The organism is Homoserinibacter sp. YIM 151385 (genome assembly GCF_027912415.1).
Lineage (GTDB): Bacteria > Actinomycetota > Actinomycetes > Actinomycetales > Microbacteriaceae > Schumannella.
Genome location: NZ_CP115175.1, coordinates 1229749 through 1248513, shown reverse-complemented (window position 1 = coordinate 1248513; position 18765 = coordinate 1229749). Strand labels below are relative to the sequence as shown.

Here is an 18765-nt window from a genome sequence, read left to right as displayed (position 1 = left end):
CGCCCGCCCCGAGCACCGAGAGGAGGACCGACCGTGAGCCCGATCCGACCCCCCGCGCGACCCGGCCAGGGCCACGCGACGTCGGCGACCCGGGTCCGTGCCATGCTCGGCTCCGCGGTCCTCGTGCTCGGTGCGGTCGTCGCCGCCGTGGTCGCCGGCGGCGCGACCTCGGCGCTCTGGTTCGGCGCCTCGCCGGGCGCCGAGGCGACCATCTCGACCGGCACCGTCGGTCTCGAGCTCGACGGCGCGACGAGCGCCGCGCTGCCGGGGTTCAGCGCCACGCCGCTCGTCCCCGGGCAGTCCACGATCACCGCGGAGCCGGTCACGTTGACGAACACGGGCGACACGACGCTCGAGGTGCAGCGCTCGAGCACGACGATCTCGAATCCGAACCTCCGCGCCATGCTCGCCATCGCGGTGCGGGCGACCGAGGAGGAGGCCTGTGTGGTCACGGCGCCGTCCGCGCCGCTGGACGTGGACTTCCCGCCCGCCGTCCTCGAGCCCGGCGAGTCCGTCCGGCTCTGTGTCGAGGCGCGGCTCGGCACCCAGCTCGTCCCGAGCTTCCAGGGCGCGCTGAGCCCCGTCACGATCGTGCTCACCGGGATGCAGGTGCCCTCGTGAGCCCTCGCCTCCGCCTCGCGGCGCTCCTCGGTGCGAGCATCTTCCTGCTCCTCGCCGCGGCGAGCGGCGCGCAGGCGCTCTGGAGCACGAGCGCACACCTCGCGCCGACGCCCAGGGTCGCCGATCTGCGCCAGGTGTGCACGACGCCCGTGTCGATCGAGAACGGCGATCTCGAGTCGCCCGCCATCGCCCCCGGCTCGTCCGAGGACCTGCCCGACGGCTCCGTGCCGGGGTGGACGGCCCGCGACGGCGCGGGGGCCGCCGTTCCCATCACGCTCCGGGCGAGCACCCCGGAGGGCGGCGAGGCCGCGCGCGGCGCGCAGTACCTCGAGCTCGACCGCGCCGCCGCGGGCGGCATCTCGCAGCGGATCGCGACGACCCCGGGCCGCACCCTCATCTGGTCGTTCCAGCACCGCGCCCGCTCCGCCGCCGAGGGCGTCGACCTCGTGATCGGCGCGCCGGGCGCGGGGAGTGCCCAGGGGCGGTACCGGGACGGCGGGGGCGGATGGGTCCGCTACGTCGGCGCCTACCTCGTGCCCGCCGGGCAGTCGGTGACGGAGCTCAGCATCCGGCCCGCGGACCCGGCGGACCCGGCGGATGCCGGGGGCGGCATCCTGCTCGACGACGTGGAGTTCGGGACCGGGCCGTGCGCGAGCGCGACGACCACGGTCGCCGACGTCAGCGCACCGGACGGCGGGTACACCGTCGGCGACGTGATCGAGCTCACCACCCGCGTCGCCGTCACCGGCTCGGGCAGCTCGGAGCGGGTCGTGCTCACGGCGCCGCTCCCCTCCGTCGTCTCGGCCGTCACGGACGCCGTCCTCGTCGACGGAGCGCCGGGCACGGATGCGCCCGGCGACGACACGGTGACCCTGGGCAACGGCATGCTCCAGGTGCGCCTCGGGGAGGGCGCGGATGCGAGCGTCGGCGGGCGGATCCCGGCCGGCACCGAGACGGTCGTGCGCTTCCGGCTCCGGCTCGAGGCGGCGTCGGGAGGCGGCAGCTTCGTCGTGACGCCGCGCGTGAGCCAGTCCCTCGTGCCCGGCGCCTGGCCCGTCAGCGTGCTCGCGCCGACGCCCACGATCTCCGTCGCCGCGGCGGTCGAGCCGCCGAGCGCGCCCGGGGCGCCGAGCACGAGCGGCACCACGACGAGCGGGACGATGCTCGCCTGGGCGCCGTCGAGCGGGCCGGGCGGGGTCACCGCCTACCGGGTGTACGGTGACGGCGTGCAGATCGCCGAGGTGGGCGCCGAGTCGACGACGCTCGAGGTCGGCGGCCTGAGCTCGGGCGTGGTCTACGGCTTCGCCGTCCGCGCGGTCGACGCCGCCGGCAACGTCTCGGCCGCGTCCCCCGTGCACCGCATGGTGACCGCCTTCGACCCGGCGCAGCGCTACCTCGTCGAGCATCCCGCGGGCGGGCTGTGCGCCGCGGCCGAGGAGGCCTCGCCGGGCACGGCGCGGCTGCTGCAGGACACCTGCGACGGTGCCGAGACCGCGCGGCTCTGGCGCCTCGTGGCGACGGACGACGGCTGGTATCGCGTGACCGCGGTCGACGACGAGACCCTCGTCTGGACGATCCCCGCCGAGGACGGCGAGCCGAGCGCGGACGGCGCGCTCGCCCTCGTCGCCGAGTGGTCGGGCGCCGAGGCGCAGCAGTTCCGGCCGATCCCGGAGGAGGGCGGCACGCTCCGCCTCGAGGTCCGCGGCGCGGGCGGCGGGTGCGTCGAGGTGCCCGGCGCCTCGGCCGAGCCCGGCGTGCAGCTCCAGCAGGCCGCGTGCGACCCCGGGCCGGCGCAGTCATTCAGGATGAGCCGACAGTGAGGCCCGAGGGAGGTCGAGGGGCGCTCCGCCTCGCGCTCACGGCGCTCGCGGGGGTCCTGCTCGCCGTGTCGACGGCGCTGCCGGCGTCCGCGGCGGACGGCGACGAGCCGGTCGAGCTGCTCGTGAGCACGGACGGCGTGCACTTCGCACCCGAGTCGCTCGTCCCGCTGTTCGAGGGGGCGGAGGCGCTGACGCCGGACGAGGTGGAGTCGCGCAGCCTGTGGGTGCGCAACCCCGCGCCCGTGGACGCGCACCTGCGGGTGAGCGTCGGCGAGCTCGCCGCGAGCTCGCCGGAGGTGCGCTCGAGCCTCGAGCTGCGGGTGCTCGACGCCGCGACCGGCGGGGACTCGCGCGCGTGGCTGTCGGAGCTGGCGGCGTGCGACGTGCTCGTCGGCTCGCGGCCGATCGAGGCGGGCGGGACGACCCGGGTGGATCTCGAGTACCGCCTCGACGACGTCTCGGCGCGGACGGCGCAAGCTGGGTGGGCGCGACTCGACCTGCTCGTGGCGATGCGCGACGCGGCGGGCGGGCCGCTCGGGGCCGATGCCTGCGATGCCGGCGGCGGTGACGGGCCGGCGACGGGCCCGGGCGGGTCGGGCGGAGGAGGCGCCGAGCCCGCTGGGGGCCTCACCGGCCTGCTCGGCCGCACCGGCACGGATCCGATCGGCGCGGCCGTGGTCGCGGGCCTCGTGCTGGGGCTGGGGCTGATCCTCGTCCGTCGCCGTCGCCGGGACCAGCGCTCCTGAGCGGGCGCCCGGAGCCGGGGCTCGTCGCGACCGCCTGACCTCCGCGCGCTCCTCGTCGAGCGGGACGGGACTACGGGCCGGCGATGGCCGCGAGGATCGCGCCAGTCGCCGCCACGAGATCCGCGGGGGCGAGCTCGAGGTCCAGGCCGCGACGTCCGCCGCTGACCAGCACGGCATCCCAGAGCTCCGCCGTCTCGTCGACGACGGTGCGGTGCCGGGTCCTCTGCCCGATGGGGCTGATCCCGCCGACGACGTAGCCGGTGCGCCGCTCGGCCAGACGGGGCTCGGCCATGGCGGCCCGACGCCCGCCGAGCGCCGCCGCGAGCGCCTTGAGGTCGAGGGTGCCCGTCACCGGCACGACGCCGACGACGAGCTCGCCGTCGAGCTCCGCGAGGAGCGTCTTGAACACCCGCTCGGGCTCGACGCCGAGGGCCTCGGCCGCCTCGAGCCCGAAGCCCCTCGCGCGCGGGTCGTGCGCGTAGGCCCGCTCGAGGAAGGGGATGCCGGCCGCACGCAGCGCCGTCGTCGCCGGGGTGCCGCTCATCCGATGAGCTGCGGGAGCGTCCAGATGGTGAGGGCGAGGGCGACGGCGGCGATCACGATCGTCGCGATCGGCACCAGCGTCGGGGCGCCGGAGCGGCGGGCCCGGAGCAGCGAGACGACGCCGATCACGAGCCCCGCGACCGCCGCGACGCCGAAGGTCCGCGGCCCGAAGACGAGCCCGGCGATCGCGAGGAACAGGCCGGACAGCGGCAGCATCCCCGCGGTCGGCGCCGATGCCGGCTCCGGCGCACCCGGCTCGGACTCGGGGGAGGGCGGCTCGCTCATGAGGGCAGGCTAGCCGAGCTCAGCCCTCGGCCCGGAACAGCAGCATGGAGGTGGGGTCGACCTCGATGCGGGCGCCGGGTGCATGGGTGCCCGCGGCGCGCGCCTCGTGCGGGAGGTCGTGGGAGCTGTCCCAGAGGAGGGAGTAGCCGGCGACGCCCTCGTGCTCGGGCAGCACCACCTCGACCCCCTCCTCGAGCCCGTGGACGACGAGCAGGATGCGGTTCTGCTCCTCGAACTCCGGCGTCGACGCGGCGAGGTACTGGAGCGTGCGCTCGGCCGGCGAATCCCAGTCCTCCAGCGACATCGCGACGCCCTGCTTGTTGTACCAGTCCATCTGGTTCGCGCTCGGCACCCGCTCGCCCCAGCGCCCGAACCGCACCGGCCGCAGGGCCGGGTTCTCGCGTCGCAGCCTGGTGAGCGTGCGGACGACCTCGTGGATCTCGGCCTGCCAGGGCTCGCGCTCCCAGCTCAGCCAGGTGAGCTCGCTGTCGTGGCAGTAGGCGTTGTTGTTGCCGCGCTGGCTGCGCCCGTACTCGTCGCCGGCGGTGATCATCGGCACGCCGGCGCTGAGGAGGAGCGTGCCGAGGAGGTTGCGGACCGCCTTCTCGCGCGCCGTGCGGATCGCGCGATCCTCGGTCGGCCCCTCGACCCCGTGGTTGAAGGACCGGTTGTCGTCGGTGCCGTCGCGGTCCTCCTCGCCGTTCGCCCCGTTCTGCTTCCGGTCGTAGGCGGTGAGGTCGTAGGCGGTGAAGCCGTCGTGCGCGGTCACGAAGTCGATCGAGGCGAGCGGGCCGCGCTCGAGGGCGAAGACGTGGTTCGAGCCGGCGATGCGCCGCGCGAGCGAGCCGATGCCCTCGCTCGCGGTGCCGGCCTCGCGGGCGCTCGCGACATCCCGCAGCCAGAAGTTGCGGATGCGGTCGCGGTAGCCGTCGTTCCACTCGTGGTAGCCCTCGGGGAAGCCGCCCACCTGCCAGCCGCCGATCCCGACATCCCAGGGCTCGGCGATGAGCTTGGTGTCGGCGAGCACCGGGTCGTCGAGGATCGCGCGGAGCAGCGGGTGCTCGGGGTCGAAGGCGTGGTGCTCGTCGCGCCCGAGACTCGCCATGAGGTCGAAGCGGAAGCCGTCGACCCGGACCTCGCCGGCCCAGTAGCGCAGGGAGTCCAGCACGAGGCGCGCGGCGGCCGGGTGCGAGGTGTCGAGCGTGTTGCCGCAGCCCGTCGTGTCGATGTACGAGCCGTCCTCCATGCGCCGGTAGTAGGCGCCGTCGTCGAGCCCGCGGAGGCTGCTCGTCGGCCCCGTCGGCCCCTCCTCGGCGGTGTGGTTGTAGACGACGTCGAGCACGACCTCGAGCCCCGCCTCGTGGAGGAGGCGCACCATGCCCTTGAACTCGCGGAGCACCGCGCCGGCGCCCCCCTCGCGCGCGGCCCGGCTCGCGTAGGCCGCGTGGGGCGCGAAGAAGCCGAGGGTGTTGTAGCCCCAGTAGTTCGGCATCCCCAACCGCTGGAGGCGCTCCTCGCTGGTGAACTGGTGCACCGGCAGCAGCTCGACGGTCGTGACGCCGAGATCCCGGAGGTAGCCGATCGTCGACTCGTGCGCGAGGCCCGCGTAGGTGCCGCGCAGCTCCTCGGGAACGTGGGGGCTCAGCTTCGTGAGGCCCTTGAGGTGGGCCTCGTAGATCACCGTGTGGTCCATGGGGATGCGCGGACGATCGATGCCGCCCCAGTCGAAGCCCTCGTCGACGAGCTCGCTGTGCCAGGCGCCCGAGGCGGACCGCGAGATCCCGCGGGCGTACGGGTCGAGGAGGCTCCGGCGGCCGTCGAAGCGGTCGGCGCCGCCCCGGGGGCCGTGCGCCCGGATCGCGTAGCGGCCGCCCGGCTGGAGGAGCGGCGTGGTCGCCTCCCAGACGCCGTGCGCGTCGCGGCGCATCGGGATGCGAGCGGTGACCCGGTCCCGGTCGCGCTCGGCGAGCACGCAGAGCTCGAGGGCGTCGGCCGCGCCGCTCCACACCCGGACGCGCGTGCCCTCCGGGGTGCGGCTGGGCCCGAGATCGCGCAGAGGATCGGGGCCGGGCATGCGATCTAGAGTAGTGAGCCGGGATGACGGCGATGTTTCGCGCCCGTCCGAGGGTCAGGGAGGTGCGGCGTGGCGGTGTATCTCGACCACGCGGCGACCTCGCCGATCCGGCCCGAGGTGCTCGCGGCCTACACGGCGGCGCTCGGCGTCGTCGGCAACCCGTCCTCGATCCACGCCGCCGGCCAGGAGGCGAGGATGCTGCTCGAGGAGGGCCGCGAGCGGATCGCGCGGGCGCTCGGCGCAGACGCCGTCGAGGTCGTGCTGACCTCGGGAGGCACGGAGGCCGTGAATCTCGGCATCAAGGGACTGTGGTGGGCGGCGCTCGCCGCCGACCCGCGTCGGCGCCGCATCCTCTCGACGGCGGCCGAGCACCACGCGGCGCTCGACAGCGTCGCCTGGCTCGAGCGCCACGAGGGCGCGATCGTCGAGCACGTGCCGGTCGACGCGCTGGGCCGGATGCGGCTCGACGCGCTCGAGGCGGCGCTCGCCGAGCGGGGCGGCGAGGTGGCGCTCATCACGATGCTCCACGCGAGCAACGAGGTCGGCACCGTCCAGCCGGTCGCGGAGGTCGCCGCCCTCGCCGCGCGCCACGGCATCCCCGTGCACGTCGACGCGGTCGCCTCGCTCGGGCAGCTGCCGATCGACTTCCACGCGCTCCGGGTCGCGGCGCTGAGCGTCTCGGCGCACAAGATCGGCGGTCCGGTCGGCGTGGGGGCGCTGCTGCTGGCGCGCTCGGCGGTCGTCGAGCCGCTGCTCCACGGCGGCAGCCAGCAGCGCGGGCGATCCGGCACGCAGGATGCGGCGGGCGCGGCCGCGTTCGGGCTCGCGGCGGAACTCGCGACGGCGTCCCTCCCGGAGACGGCCGGGCGGATGGCGGAGCTGCGCGACCGGCTCGTCGCCGGCATCCTCGCGAGCGTGCCCGGCGCCGTGCTCCGAGGCGATCCCGAGGCGGCCGGCCGGCTGCCCGGCAACGCGCACCTCACCTTCGCGGGCTGCGAGGGCGACTCGCTGCTCTTCCTCCTCGACGGCGCCGGGTTCGCGGTATCGACCGGCTCCGCCTGCCAGGCGGGCGTGCCGGAGCCCTCCCACGTCCTCCTCGCGATGGGCGTGCCGGAGCCGGAGGCGCGCGGGGCGCTGCGCTTCACGCTCGGGCCGGAGACGGCGGAGGCCGAGATCGAGGCGCTGCTCTCGGCGCTGCCCCCGGCGGTCGAGCAGGCGCGCCGGGCGGGGCTCGCCGCCGCGCGGCCGCTCCTGGGCCGCAGAGGCGAGCTGAGCGCGAGCTGAGTCCCCGCGGGCGCGGGCGCGGTCGAGGTCGACCATGGGGCATGGCGATCGACGGCGATGGCGCCGGTGGCACCGCGGCGGCAGGCGGGGGCACGCCGACCGACAGCCCCGAGCTCAAGCGGGTGATGGGGCCGAAGCTCCTGCTCCTCTTCGTCGTCGGCGACATCCTCGGCACCGGCGTCTACGCGCTCACCGGGCAGGTGGCGGCGGAGGTCGGCGGCGCCGCGTGGCTCCCGTTCCTCATCGCCTTCGCGGTGGCGACGCTCACCGCCTGCTCGTATCTCGAGCTCGTGACGAAGTACCCGCGCGCCGCCGGGGCCGCGCTGTACGCGCACAAGGCCTTCGGCATCCACCTCGTCACCTTCCTCGTGCTATTCACGGTCATGTGCTCCGGCATCACCTCCGCGTCGGCGGCGGGCGGCGCCTTCGCGAGCAACTTCGCGATCGGCTTCGGGTTCGCCGAGGAGCCCGGCGTCCGGCTGCCGATCGCCCTCGGCTTCATGGTGCTCATCGCGCTCGTCAACCTGCGCGGTGTCGCCGAGAGCGTCGGCCTCAACGTGGTGCTCACCTGCATCGAGCTCTCGGGGCTCCTGCTCGTCATCACGATCGGGTTCGGCGCCGTGTTCGCCGGGCAGGCCGACTTCTCGCGGGTGGCGATGTTCGAGACGCCGGAGGAGAAGTCCCTGCTCCTCGCGGTGAGCACGGCGACCTCGCTCGCGTTCTTCGCCATGGTCGGCTTCGAGGACAGCGTCAACATGGCCGAGGAGGTGAAGGAGCCGTCGCGGATCTTCCCGCGCGTCATGCTCACCGGCCTCGGGATCACGGCGATCGTCTACGTGCTCGTCTCGGTGGTCGCCGTCGCGCTCGTGCCGGTCGGCGAGCTCGCCGGCAACGACACCCCGCTCGTGACGGTCGTCGAGGCGGCCGCGCCCGGCTTCCCGATCGCGTCGCTGCTGCCCTTCATCTCGCTCTTCGCGGTCGGCAACTCGGCGCTCATCAACATGATGATGGCGAGCCGCCTGCTCTACGGGATGAGCCGGCAGGGCGTGCTGCCGCCCTTCCTCAAGGCGGTGCTCCCCGGCCGCCGGACGCCGTGGTCGGCCATCGTGTTCACGACCGCGATCGCGCTGCTGCTCACCGCCTACGTCTCGATCGATCCCGCGAACCCGATCGCCGTGCTGCTGGGCGGCACGACCTCGCTGCTCCTGCTCGCCGTCTTCGCGGTGGTCAACGTCGCGGTCCTCGTGCTGCGGCGGGATCGGGTCGAGCACCGCCACTTCCGCACGCCGACGGCGCTGCCCGTCATCGGCGCGATCGCCTGCGTGTACCTCGTGCTGCCGTGGACCTCGGGCCGCGAGGCCGAGCAGTACGAGATCGCGCTCGTCCTGCTGGCGGCGGGGCTCCTGCTGTGGCTGGTGACCTTCGTCGACCGCCGCGTGCGCGGCTACGCCCGCTCCGCGCAGGTGCCGGACGAGACGCAGGAGCTCGACCAGATCCGCTAAGCGCTCAGAGGTCGAACTGCACGAGAGCTCGTGCGCAGACACGGCTGAGTCGGCCCGCCGTGGCGGTGAGCGCCTCCGACGACGCCCTGAGCCGCACCTGCGCACGCCACGCCGCGTACCCTGGCGGCATGAGGATCCTCGCGGCGATGAGCGGCGGCGTCGACAGCGCCGTTGCGGCCGCGCGGCTCGTCGACGCCGGCCACGAGGTCGTCGGCGTGCACCTCGCGCTGAGCCGCCAGCGCGGCACGCTGCGCACCGGCAGCCGCGGCTGCTGCACGATCGAGGACGCGATGGACGCGCGCCGGGCGGCGAACCTCCTCGGCATCCCCTTCTACGTCTGGGACTTCTCGGAGCGCTTCGCCCTCGACGTCGTCGACGACTTCGCCGCCGAGTACGCGGCCGGACGAACCCCCAACCCCTGCATGCGCTGCAACGAGCGCATCAAGTTCGCCGCGGTCCTGGAGAAGGGCCTCGCGCTCGGCTTCGACGCCGTCGCGACCGGCCACTACGCCGAGATCCGCGAGGATGCGGCGGGCCGCCGCGAGCTGCACCGCGCCGCCGCCTGGGCGAAGGACCAGTCCTACGTGCTCGGCGTGCTCACGGAGGAGCAGCTCGCGCACGCGGTGTTCCCGCTCGGCGCGACGCCCTCGAAGGACGAGGTGCGCGCCGAGGCCGCCGCCCGCGGGCTGACGGTCGCGCAGAAGCCCGACAGCTACGACATCTGCTTCATCCCCGACGGCGACACCCGCGGCTGGCTCGCGGAGCGCGTGGGGGCCGAGCCCGGCGACATCCTCGACCGCTCGGGGGAGCGCATCGGGCGCCACGAGGGCGCCCACGCCTTCACGGTCGGCCAGCGCAAGGGGCTGAGCCTCGGCGTGCCCTCGCCGGACGGCCGCCCGCGCTTCGTGCTCGAGGTGCGGCCCCGGACGAACGAGGTCGTCGTCGGCCCGCGCGAGGCGCTCGCGATCGCCGAGCTCGCGGGCTCCCGCTTCACCTGGGCGGGCGCGCCGCCCGAGGATGCCGCCACCGCCTTCGCCTGCGAGGTCCAGGTCCGCGCGCACGGCGACCCCGTCCCGGCGACCGCGCGGGTCGCGGGCGGCGAGCTCGTCATCCGCCCGGAGGCCCCGCTCGGCGGCGTCGCGCCCGGACAGACCGCCGTCGTCTACCTCGGCACGCGCGTCCTCGGCCAGTGCACGATCGACCGCACGGTGAGCGCGGACCAGGCGGCCGTCCCGGCATGAGGCTCGCGACGCGCAGCTGGGGGAGCGGCGCGCGCCGCATCCAGCTCGTCCACGGCATCAACGGCACGAGCGAGCTCTGGCACGACTTCGCCGAGCTCCTCGCCGCGCGGCACGACGCCACGGTCACGGCCGTCGACCTCCGCGGTCACGGCGGCAGCGCGCACGCGGAGCCCGGCGCCTACCGCGTGGCGGACTTCGCCGACGACCTCGTGGAGACGCTGGAGCCGGGCGCCGACCGGGTGATCGGGCATTCGCTCGGCGGGCGCGTGCTCGCCACCGCCGTCGAGCGGCTCCGGCCCGCGCGCGCCGTCTACCTCGACCCCGGCTTCCGGCTCGCGCTCACGCCGCGCTCGCCTCTCGGCTGGGCGCTCGAGCACCTGCCCGGCACCCCCGCGGCGCTCGCCTGGCTGTTCACCCGCGGGACCCCGGGACTGGATGCCGAGAACCGCGCCCGCTTCGCCCGCAGCTCCGCCGCGTGGGACCGCCGCATGGTCCGCCCGGTCTTCGTGGAGCTCATGCGCTCGCCGCTGCCGGTCGCGCCGCCCGCCGTGCCCTCGACGGTCGTGCGGGGGCCCGACAGCATCCTCGTCCGGCCCGGGCACGCGCACGAGCTCGCCGCCGCCGGCTGGGAGGTGCGCGACTTCCCCGGTGCCAAGCACGACATGGCGACGCTCGATCCGGCCGGCACCGAGGCGCTCCTCCGCGACCGGCTGTGACGGCATCCCGGAACCTCCGCGCGGGCTGAGAGACCCTCGTCTCGGGCTCACGCCCGCCTCCCCCCAGGCGTAGCGTCCGGGGAATGGCGCAGACCGAGAGCGAAGCCGCGAAGACCATCCGCAGCCTGGTGCCGGCCCGCATGGACCGGCTCCCGTGGACGAGATTCCACTGGATGATCGTCATCGGGCTCGGCTTCAGCTGGATCCTCGACGGCCTCGAGATCCAGATCGTCTCGCTCGGCGGCTACGAGAACACGCTCGGGATGTCGGCGGCGGATGTCGGCATCGCCGGCACGGTCTACCTCGTCGGCCAGGTGGTCGGCGCGCTCGTCTTCGGGCGCCTCGCCGACTCCCTCGGCCGCAAGAAGCTCTTCATCCTCACGCTCGCGATCTACCTCGTGGCGAGCGCCGTCGCGGGCCTCTCGCCGACCATGGAGTTCTTCTTCGTGTTCCGCTTCCTCGCCGGCATGGGCATCGGCGGCGAGTACGCGGCGATCAACTCGGCCATCGACGAGCTGATCCCCTCGAACTACCGGGGGCGCGTCGACATCGCGGTCAACGGCACCTACTGGTTCGGTGCCGCCATGGGCTCCTTCGCGGGCGTCTTCCTGCTCGACCAGAACCTCTTCGCGGAGGATGTGGGTTGGCGGATCGCCTTCTTCATCGGGCCGATCCTGGGGCTCGCGGTCATCGCGCTGCGGCGGCACATCCCGGAGTCCCCGCGCTGGCTGATCACGCACGGCCGCGAGGAGGAGGCCGAGAAGACGGTCGACGACATCGAGCACCACGTCGAGCACGAGACGCATCACGAGCTCGAGGAGGTGCCGGACGAGAAGGCGATCGAGCTGGTGCCGCAGAAGCGGACGCCGTTCCTCACGATCGCGCGGGTGCTGCTGCGCGACCACCCGACGCGCCTCCTCGTCGGCATGACGATGATGATCACGCAGTCGTTCCTGTACAACGCGATCTTCTTCACCTACTCGCTCGTGCTGCAGAACTTCTACGAGCTGCCGGTGTCGGCCGTGCCGCTCATGTTCTTCCCCTTCGCGATCGGCAACCTGCTCGGGCCGCTGCTCCTCGGACCGCTCTTCGACACCTGGGGCCGTCGCCAGATGATCGCCCTCACCTACGGGGTGTCGGCGGTCGTGCTCGCGATCTCGGCCTTCCTCTTCTCGACGGGCTCGATCGACGTGACCGTGCACGTCATCCTGTGGTGCGTCTCGTTCTTCTTCGCCTCGGCGGGCGCGAGCTCGGCCTACCTCACGGTGAGCGAGATCTTCCCGCTCGAGATGCGCTCGCAGGTCATCAGCTACGTGTTCGCGGTGGGCCAGATCTTCGGCGCGATCGCGCCCGCCCTGTACGCCTCGCTCGTGGGGGAGGGCGAGGACCGCGGCCCGCTCACGATCGGGTACTACGTGGGTGCGGGCGTCATGGCCCTCGGCGCGGTGGTGGCGGCGATCTTCGGGGTCGCGGCGGAGCGCAAGAGCCTCGAGGACATCATCGACCCCCTGACGAAGTCGAACCGCACGCCCCGCTGACCCCGCCTCCCGCCCCCTCCCGCCAGGATTGCGGGTGGGTGCGCCTAGGCTCGGGGCGTGGTGGAGAAGATGAGCAGGGCACGGGTCCTGGCGCGAGGTGGTGGTGCGGCGGCGACGGCGATCGCGATCGCGCTCGCGCTGGCCGGATGCGGGCAGCAGCAGTTCGACGACGCCCGCGGCTGGCTCGCCGGGCAGCCGGGCGTCGCCTCGGTCGACGGCTCGGGCTTCTTCAGCGGCTTCCAGTACACCGGCACGCTCGAGGTCGAGCTGGAGGACGGTCTCGACGAGGCGGAGGTCGACGCCCTCGCGCACGAGACCGGGCGGTACCTCCGCGAGGAGGCGGGATCGGGCGTGCAGGTCGAGGTCGTCGAGGCGGGCGGCACCGTGATCCTGGAGGTGGCCCGCACGCGCGAGGACACCGATCGTGCGCTCGCCGGCTGGCGGCAGCTGCTCGCCGACGACCGGGTGCTGGCGGGCCGGTCGAGCGGCGAGGGATCCGAGGCGGAGGTGGAGCTGTCGGTCGCCGTCGACGCGTTCCTCGACCACCGTGCGGCCGGGGCCGGGCTCGGCATCGGCGCACTCGAGGTGCGGGGCACGCCGCCGGGCGCGGAGGCCGGAGCCGGGCCCGCCACGACCCTCGGCCTGGGTGAGGACTCGTCCTGCCTCGATGAGGGGGAGGTCGTCGCCCTGCTCCGCGAGATCGTCGGCGACCCGCGGCTCGAGCGCTCCCGCATCGAGCCCTGCGAGCACTGGACGCTCGCGACCGGCGGCGAGGGCCCCGTGGTCGATCTCGCGGAGCGGCTCGATGCCGGGCTCCGAGGCGCCGGGCTCGCCGCGACGGGCGAGGTGGAGGCGGGGGACGGCGGTCCCGAGCGGCGCGTGATCTCGGTCGGCGGCGCGTCGTCCCCGCCCTTCGCGGCGGCGCGCGTGCTCGAGGCGGCCGGGGCCGGCTACGACCTGACGGACCCCGAGTCCTGGCAGCTGCGCGGTGACGGCGACTTCGCCGACCTCGCGGCGGCGGTCGCGGAGGTCCCGGCCTCGGCGCTCCCGCTGCAGGTCCAGCTGTGGGGTGGCCGCGGCTGGGTGAGCGGCCCCTCGGGGCGCATCGTCGGGCTCGCGGCCGAGGGCGACCGCGTGGCCGCATCCGTGCCCGAGCTCCGCGAGCTGCGCCTCGACCCGGGCACGCTCCGGGTGTCGTTCTCGAGCCGCGAGATCGATGGGGCGGCGGTCGCGGCGGGGCTCGATCGCGCTCGCGCGTGGTCCGGCCGCGAGGTCTCGGTCGTGTTCTCGAGCGGCACCGTCATCATCCGGGACGGCGTCATCGTGCCCGGCGAGCTGCGCGAGGGCGGTCGCGACGAGGCGGCCGCGCTCGACTTCGTGAGCGCCTGGCGCGCGGCGCATCCCGAGTGATCCGGGCTCGACCGGGCGACGCGCGCCGCTTGCCGTGAGCGCGCTCGGGATGCCGCCGCGGCGTCGGGGGCTCGCGCTACCGTGACATCGTGGCTGAGACCGGTGAGCAGATCCCCGTCGACGACCTGACGCGCGACGCCGCGGGCGAGGAGGTCGAGGCGCTGACCTCGCGCATCCTCGAGCTCCGCGAGGCGTACTACGAGCGGGATGCGGCGGTCGCGAGCGACGAGGAGTACGACGCGCTCGTGCACCGCCTCGAGGCGATCGAGCGGCTGTTCCCCGAGCTCCAGAGCCAGGACAGCCCGACGCAGACGGTCGGCGGCGGCGTCTCGGCGCTCTTCGCGCCGGTCGTGCACGCCGAGCGGATGCTCAGCCTCGACAACGTCTTCGACGAGGAGGAGTTCCTCGAGTGGGCCGCGAAGGTCGAGCGCGATGCGGGTCGCCACGTCGACCTGCTCTGCGAGCTGAAGATCGACGGCCTCGCGATCAACCTCCGCTACGAGCGGGGGAGGCTCGTGAGCGCCGCGACGCGCGGCGACGGCGTCACGGGAGAGGACGTGACGGCGAACGTCCTCCGGATCGGCGGAATCCCGCAGCAGCTCGCGGGCGAGGGGCACCCCGAGCGGGTCGAGGTCCGCGGCGAGATCTTCCTGCGCACGGAGGCCTTCGACGCGCTCAACGCGCTGCAGGCGAGCATGCGCGAGCGCGTCGTCGAGGAGGCGCGCGGTCGTGCGGCCTTCGACGAGGAGAGGGCGGAGCTCAGCGCGTCGCGCCGCTTCCCGGCGCTCGCGAATCCGCGCAACGCGGCGGCCGGCGGGCTGCGCCAGCAGCTCGACAAGAAGGACGGCCTCGAGAAGGAGGCCGGCCTCGCCCGCGTCGAGTCGCTCGCGCTGTACGTGCACGGCGTCGGCGCGTGGCCGGACCCGCCCGTCACGGCGCAGTCGGAGGTCTACGCCCTCCTCGCCGAGTGGGGCCTCCCGACGAGCCCGTACTCCTCGGTGCGCGCGACGCCGGCCGAGGCGGCCGCGTTCATCGCGCACTACGGCGAGCACCGGCACAGCGTCGAGCACGAGATCGACGGGGTCGTCGTGAAGGTCGACGAGCTGGCGCTGCACGACGAGCTCGGGGCCACGAGCCGCGCGCCGCGCTGGGCGATCGCCTACAAGTACCCGCCCGAGCAGGTCAACACGAAGCTGCTCGACATCGTCGTGAGCGTCGGCCGCACCGGACGCGCCACCCCCTACGCCTCGATGCAGAAGGTGCGCGTCGCGGGCAGCGAGGTGCGTCAGGCGACACTCCACAACCAGGACGTCGTGAAGGCGAAGGGCGTGCTCATCGGCGACACCGTCGTGCTGCGCAAGGCGGGCGACGTCATCCCCGAGGTCCTGGGGCCGGTGGTCGAGCTCCGCGACGGCACGGAGCGCGAGTTCGTCATGCCGGCCGACTGCCCCGAATGCGGCACCGCGCTCGCGCCCGCGAAGGAGGGCGACATCGACCTCCGCTGCCCGAATGCGCGCGCCTGCCCTGCGCAGGTCCGGGGGCGCGTCGAGCACATCGGCTCGCGCGGCGCGCTCGACATCGAGGGGCTCGGCGAGGTCGGTGCCGCCGCGCTCACGCAGCCCGAGATCCCCGAGCGCCCGCCGCTCGAGACCGAGGCGGGGCTCTTCGCGCTCACGATCGACGACATCATCGGCATCGAGGTCATCGTCCGCGACGGCGAGACCGGCCTCCCGCGCCTCGAGGAGGACGGCACCCCCCGCCGTCGCTCGCCCTTCCAGCGCATCGAGCTCGAGTACCCGCCGGAGGCGGCGGGCATGGATGCGGCCGAGCGGCGCAAGGCCGGCTTCCGGAAGGACCACCGCGTCGTGCTCCCCTCGGAGGCCGCCCTGACGCTCCTCGCCGAGCTCGAGAAGGCGAAGACGAAGGAGCTCTGGCGGATGCTCGTGAGCCTCAACATCCGGCATGTCGGGCCGGTCGCGGCGCGCGCGCTCGCGGGCTACTTCGGCTCGCTCGACGCGATCCGCGCCGCGAGCCGCGAGGAGCTCGCCGCGGTCGACGGCGTGGGAGGCATCATCGCCGACGCGCTCCTCGACTGGTTCGAGGTCGACTGGCATCGCGACATCGTGGAGGCCTGGGCGGCGGCGGGCGTGCAGCTCGCGACGCCCGGCCACCCCGGTCCCGGCAACGCGGCCGGTGCCGACGGTCCGCTCGCCGGGCTCACGGTCGTCGCGACGGGCACGCTCGAGGGCTTCACCCGGGAGGGGGCGCAGGAGGCGATCATGCAGGCCGGCGGCAAGGCCGCGTCGAGCGTGAGCAAGAAGACCGACTACGTCGCGGCGGGTCCGGGAGCCGGGTCGAAGCTGCAGAAGGCGGAGGCGCTCGGCGTCCGCATCATCGACGCCGCGCAGTTCGCGCTCCTCGTCGCCGGCGGCCCCGCGGCGCTGGGCGAGCCGGAGCCGGAGCAGGAGCAGGAGGCCGCAGACGGCGGGAAGACCGGCGACGACACCGCGGAGTGAGCATCCGTCCCCTGTTCGGGGGACAGGCATCGGGGTACAAGTCGAGCGGATCTCGCCCGTCGTGCCGTGTTTCCAGTCGGTGAAATCCTCGGCTGACCCCTGGATCGGGGTACACGACGTCGTCTACCATGACAGGGAGCGGTCGGGCGCCTCCAGGGTGGCGCACGGCCGCGATCGGTCGAGGGGTCACCCGACATGCTGTTCGAGCTCGCAGCCATGCTCAGCACCTCGGCGTCGCTGGGAGTCGTCGCCGAGGTCCCCGTCGTACCCGCGCGCAGCGAGATCGTCGCCGTCCAGCCGCTCTCGGCATCCGCCGCCGCGCTGAATCCGATGCCCTATCTCGGGCCTGATCCGGCATCCCTCTCGGGTCCCGGCGGTCTCGCGCTCGAGCCCACCGGCCCCGTGACCGACACCGTGCTCCTCGAGTCGCGCGGCATGAGCCTGCTCTCCCGGCTCGCCGTCCTGCCGGAGGGGCGGCTCCAGCAGACCCTCGCCGCGCACCCCGAGCTCGCGGCCGAGCTGCTCGCCGCCCCGCCCGCCCCCGCCCGCGTGGCCGCCTGGTGGACGGACACGCCCCTCGCCTCCCGGCTCGCGCTGCTCGATGCCGCCCCCGAGCTCGTCGGCAACCTCGAGGGCGTGCCCTACGCGATGCGCGATCTCGCGAACCGGCAGCTGCTCGACGACACGCTCGCCGAGCTCGCGGACGAGACCTCGCGCGGGGAGGGCCGGGCCGCCATCGACCGCGCCACGACGTCGCGGGCGATGCTCGAGCAGGTGCGGGATGCCCTGGTCGCGAAGCCCGGGGAGGCGCGGCGCTCGCTCCTCGCGCTCGACGTCTCGGAGGAGGGGCGCGCGGTCGTCGCGAGCGGGCACGTGTCGACCGCGGATCACGTGACCTTCCTCGTGCCCGGGATGTTCTTCGGCGTCGAGTCGCGGATCGTCGACTGGGCCGACACGGCGCAGGAGCTCGTCGACGAGCAGCGCGCCTGGCTCGACCGCCTCGATCGCGGCGACGAGCGCGTCGCGGCGATCGCCTGGATCGGCTACGACACGCCCACGCTGCTCAACGTGGCCGACATGGAGGCGGCGCGGAGCGGGCGGGATGCCGTGACGGCCGCGATCCGCGGGCTCGACGCGAGCCGCGTGGGCGATGAGCCGAGCGTCGCGATCGTCGCCCACTCCTACGGCTCGGCGGCCGCGATGCTCGCGCTGCAGGAGAACGGCATCCACGTCGATGCGCTCGCGATCGTCGGCTCGCCGGGGAGCCCGGCGGCGACCGCCGCCGACCTCCACGTGGCCGCCGGGCAGGTCTACGCGGGCGCGGCGCCCTGGGATCCGATCCCGTGGAGCGGCGCCTTCGGCAGCCAGCCGCTCGACGCCGCCTACGGCGCCCGCGTCATGAGCGTCGCCGGCGGCACCGACCCGATCACGGGCGAGGAGCTGCAGGGCGCGGTCGGCCACAACGACTACTTCGGCGCGGGCAGCGAGGCGATGCGCAACTTCGCCCTCATCGGCATCGGCGAGGGAGAGCTCGTCACCCGCGGCTGAGCTCGCGGCGGTGCGGGTGCGCTCACTCCCGCGCGAAGGCGAACTGGATGCGGGTGCCGGCGCCCATCTCGGCGGCGAGCGTCATGCGCTCGTCGCCGAGCGTCACCTCCGCGCCCTGGCGGAGCGCTCCGAGCATGGTCTCCTCCTGGGTGACGAAGGCGGCGGGGCAGTCGGCGGCCTGGGCCTCGAGGTCGGCGATCGCGAGGACGTCGTCGTCGATGCTCCAGGTGCCGCTGAACTCGCGGCACCCGGCGCTGCCGCTCGCGCGTCCGCCGGCGTCGAGCACCAGGCGGGGCCGGCCCTCGACGGTCGTGGAGGAGCTCGTGCCGTCAGTGGCGTCGCCGCTGCTCGCGAGGATGGCCCGCAGCGCCCACGAGGTGCCGTCGAGCTCGGCGGCACCCGGCGGAGTGCCCGACCCCGCGCCGTCGTCCGGCGGCGCGGCGCCGCGCTCGTAGCGGAGCGAGATGCCCTCGCCGTCGAGCGCGAGGCCGCTCGCATCCGCCTCCACCCGGTCGACGGCGTCGAGGGCCGCGAGGTACCGCACCTCGAGCTCGCCGCCGTCGCAGCCGATCTCGGTGGACGTGAGCGGACCGATGTCGATGCGGTCGCCCGTGACCCGGAGCTCGCCGGCGTAGCCGTTGCACGGTGCCTGACCGCGCGCCTCGTCGCCGTCGATCTCGAGCGTGACGGGGCCCGGGACGAGTGCCGCGTCGGGGAGGTAGTCGCCGTCGGCGTCGCTCGCGGAGACGAGGGTCCACGTGCCGTCGAGCTCGGCGGGGGATCCGGAGCCGCCGTCGCCGGGGCCTCGCGCGGGGCTCGCGCAGGCGCTGAACGCGAGCGCGAGTCCGGCGCCGAGGCCGAGCGCGACGAGTGCGCGGGGTGCGGTGGCGGCGGTGCGTGGCATGGGTCCTCTCCCTGATC

The 18765-nt window shown here is 74.6% G+C and carries 15 protein-coding genes; 11 read left to right on the top strand and 4 right to left on the bottom strand.

Annotated features, from left to right (window positions below; genetic code table 11):
• Positions 1–33: 33 nt before the first annotated feature.
• The 3 genes from OF852_RS06090 to OF852_RS06080 are packed head-to-tail and all read left to right on the top strand — an operon-like array spanning position 34 to position 3187.
• Entirely contained in the window at positions 34–621 is a 588-nt protein-coding gene (locus OF852_RS06090) for a hypothetical protein (protein ID WP_271120905.1), read from the top strand.
• Positions 618–2441, top strand: coding sequence for a fibronectin type III domain-containing protein (locus tag OF852_RS06085; protein WP_271120904.1), 1824 nt, complete (start codon positions 618–620; stop codon positions 2439–2441). The genes OF852_RS06090 and OF852_RS06085 overlap by 4 nt, the downstream gene beginning before the upstream one ends.
• Positions 2438–3187, top strand: a complete 750-nt coding sequence (locus OF852_RS06080; protein ID WP_271120903.1) for an LPXTG cell wall anchor domain-containing protein — start codon at positions 2438–2440, stop codon at positions 3185–3187. Before OF852_RS06085 ends, OF852_RS06080 begins: the two co-directional genes overlap by 4 nt.
• A 70-nt stretch (positions 3188–3257) precedes the next feature.
• On the opposite strand, the gene ybaK is transcribed toward OF852_RS06080, so the two are convergent.
• The 3 genes from ybaK to glgX are packed head-to-tail and all read right to left on the bottom strand — an operon-like array spanning position 3258 to position 6089.
• Complete coding sequence (gene ybaK, locus OF852_RS06075) at positions 3258–3731, bottom strand: Cys-tRNA(Pro) deacylase (RefSeq protein ID WP_271120902.1); 474 nt, start codon at positions 3729–3731, stop codon at positions 3258–3260.
• Positions 3728–4015: a hypothetical protein gene (locus OF852_RS06070; RefSeq protein ID WP_271120901.1), complete on the bottom strand. Its 288-nt coding sequence runs from the start codon at positions 4013–4015 to the stop codon at positions 3728–3730. Before OF852_RS06070 ends, ybaK begins: the two co-directional genes overlap by 4 nt.
• Before the next feature lie 19 nt (positions 4016–4034).
• Positions 4035–6089, bottom strand: a complete 2055-nt coding sequence (gene glgX, locus OF852_RS06065; protein ID WP_271120900.1) for a glycogen debranching protein GlgX — start codon at positions 6087–6089, stop codon at positions 4035–4037.
• Positions 6090–6158: 69 nt separating this feature from the next.
• Here glgX and OF852_RS06060 point away from each other — a divergent pair, with 69 nt between their 5' ends.
• The 8 genes from OF852_RS06060 to OF852_RS06025 all read left to right on the top strand — a co-directional run bounded on the left by OF852_RS06060 (position 6159) and on the right by OF852_RS06025 (position 17844).
• Positions 6159–7373 carry a cysteine desulfurase family protein gene (locus OF852_RS06060; RefSeq protein ID WP_271120899.1) on the top strand — a complete coding sequence of 405 codons (1215 nt, stop codon included), beginning with the start codon at positions 6159–6161 and terminating at the stop codon, positions 7371–7373.
• 41 nt (positions 7374–7414) lie between these two features.
• Positions 7415–8875 carry an APC family permease gene (locus tag OF852_RS06055; RefSeq protein WP_442908651.1) on the top strand — a complete coding sequence of 487 codons (1461 nt, stop codon included), beginning with the start codon at positions 7415–7417 and terminating at the stop codon, positions 8873–8875.
• 128 nt (positions 8876–9003) lie between these two features.
• Positions 9004–10116: a tRNA 2-thiouridine(34) synthase MnmA gene (mnmA, locus tag OF852_RS06050; protein ID WP_271120898.1), complete on the top strand. Its 1113-nt coding sequence runs from the start codon at positions 9004–9006 to the stop codon at positions 10114–10116.
• Positions 10113–10832, top strand: a complete 720-nt coding sequence (locus OF852_RS06045; RefSeq protein ID WP_271120897.1) for an alpha/beta fold hydrolase — start codon at positions 10113–10115, stop codon at positions 10830–10832. Before mnmA ends, OF852_RS06045 begins: the two co-directional genes overlap by 4 nt.
• Positions 10833–10915: 83 nt before the next feature.
• Positions 10916–12370 (top strand): MFS transporter, encoded by a 1455-nt coding sequence (locus tag OF852_RS06040; protein ID WP_271120896.1) that lies wholly within the window; start codon positions 10916–10918, stop codon positions 12368–12370.
• 57 nt (positions 12371–12427) lie between these two features.
• Complete coding sequence (locus tag OF852_RS06035; protein WP_271120895.1) at positions 12428–13780, top strand: hypothetical protein; 1353 nt, start codon at positions 12428–12430, stop codon at positions 13778–13780.
• Between the two features lie 89 nt (positions 13781–13869).
• Entirely contained in the window at positions 13870–16296 is a 2427-nt protein-coding gene (gene ligA / locus OF852_RS06030; RefSeq protein ID WP_442908650.1) for an NAD-dependent DNA ligase LigA, read from the top strand.
• A 195-nt stretch (positions 16297–16491) separates the two neighbouring features.
• Complete coding sequence (locus OF852_RS06025; protein ID WP_271120894.1) at positions 16492–17844, top strand: alpha/beta hydrolase; 1353 nt, start codon at positions 16492–16494, stop codon at positions 17842–17844.
• 22 nt (positions 17845–17866) lie between these two features.
• Here the strand turns inward: OF852_RS06025 and OF852_RS06020 are convergent, their stop codons facing one another.
• Positions 17867–18748, bottom strand: coding sequence for an META domain-containing protein (locus tag OF852_RS06020; RefSeq protein WP_271120893.1), 882 nt, complete (start codon positions 18746–18748; stop codon positions 17867–17869).
• Between the last annotated feature and the right edge of the window lie 17 nt (positions 18749–18765).

Bases quoted from the DNA above. Each gene is read 5' to 3' on its own strand.
- ybaK (WP_271120902.1), bottom strand. From the start codon at position 3,731: ATGAGCGGCACCCCGGCGACGACGGCGCTGCGTGCGGCCGGCATCCCC.
- OF852_RS06070 (WP_271120901.1), bottom strand. From the start codon at position 4,015: ATGAGCGAGCCGCCCTCCCCCGAGTCCGAGCCGGGTGCGCCGGAGCCG.
- glgX (WP_271120900.1), bottom strand. From the start codon at position 6,089: ATGCCCGGCCCCGATCCTCTGCGCGATCTCGGGCCCAGCCGCACCCCG.
- OF852_RS06055 (WP_442908651.1), top strand. From the start codon at position 7,415: ATGGCGATCGACGGCGATGGCGCCGGTGGCACCGCGGCGGCAGGCGGG.
- mnmA (WP_271120898.1), top strand. From the start codon at position 9,004: ATGAGGATCCTCGCGGCGATGAGCGGCGGCGTCGACAGCGCCGTTGCG.
- OF852_RS06045 (WP_271120897.1), top strand. From the start codon at position 10,113: ATGAGGCTCGCGACGCGCAGCTGGGGGAGCGGCGCGCGCCGCATCCAG.
- OF852_RS06040 (WP_271120896.1), top strand. From the start codon at position 10,916: ATGGCGCAGACCGAGAGCGAAGCCGCGAAGACCATCCGCAGCCTGGTG.
- OF852_RS06025 (WP_271120894.1), top strand. From the start codon at position 16,492: ATGCTGTTCGAGCTCGCAGCCATGCTCAGCACCTCGGCGTCGCTGGGA.
- OF852_RS06020 (WP_271120893.1), bottom strand. From the start codon at position 18,748: ATGCCACGCACCGCCGCCACCGCACCCCGCGCACTCGTCGCGCTCGGC.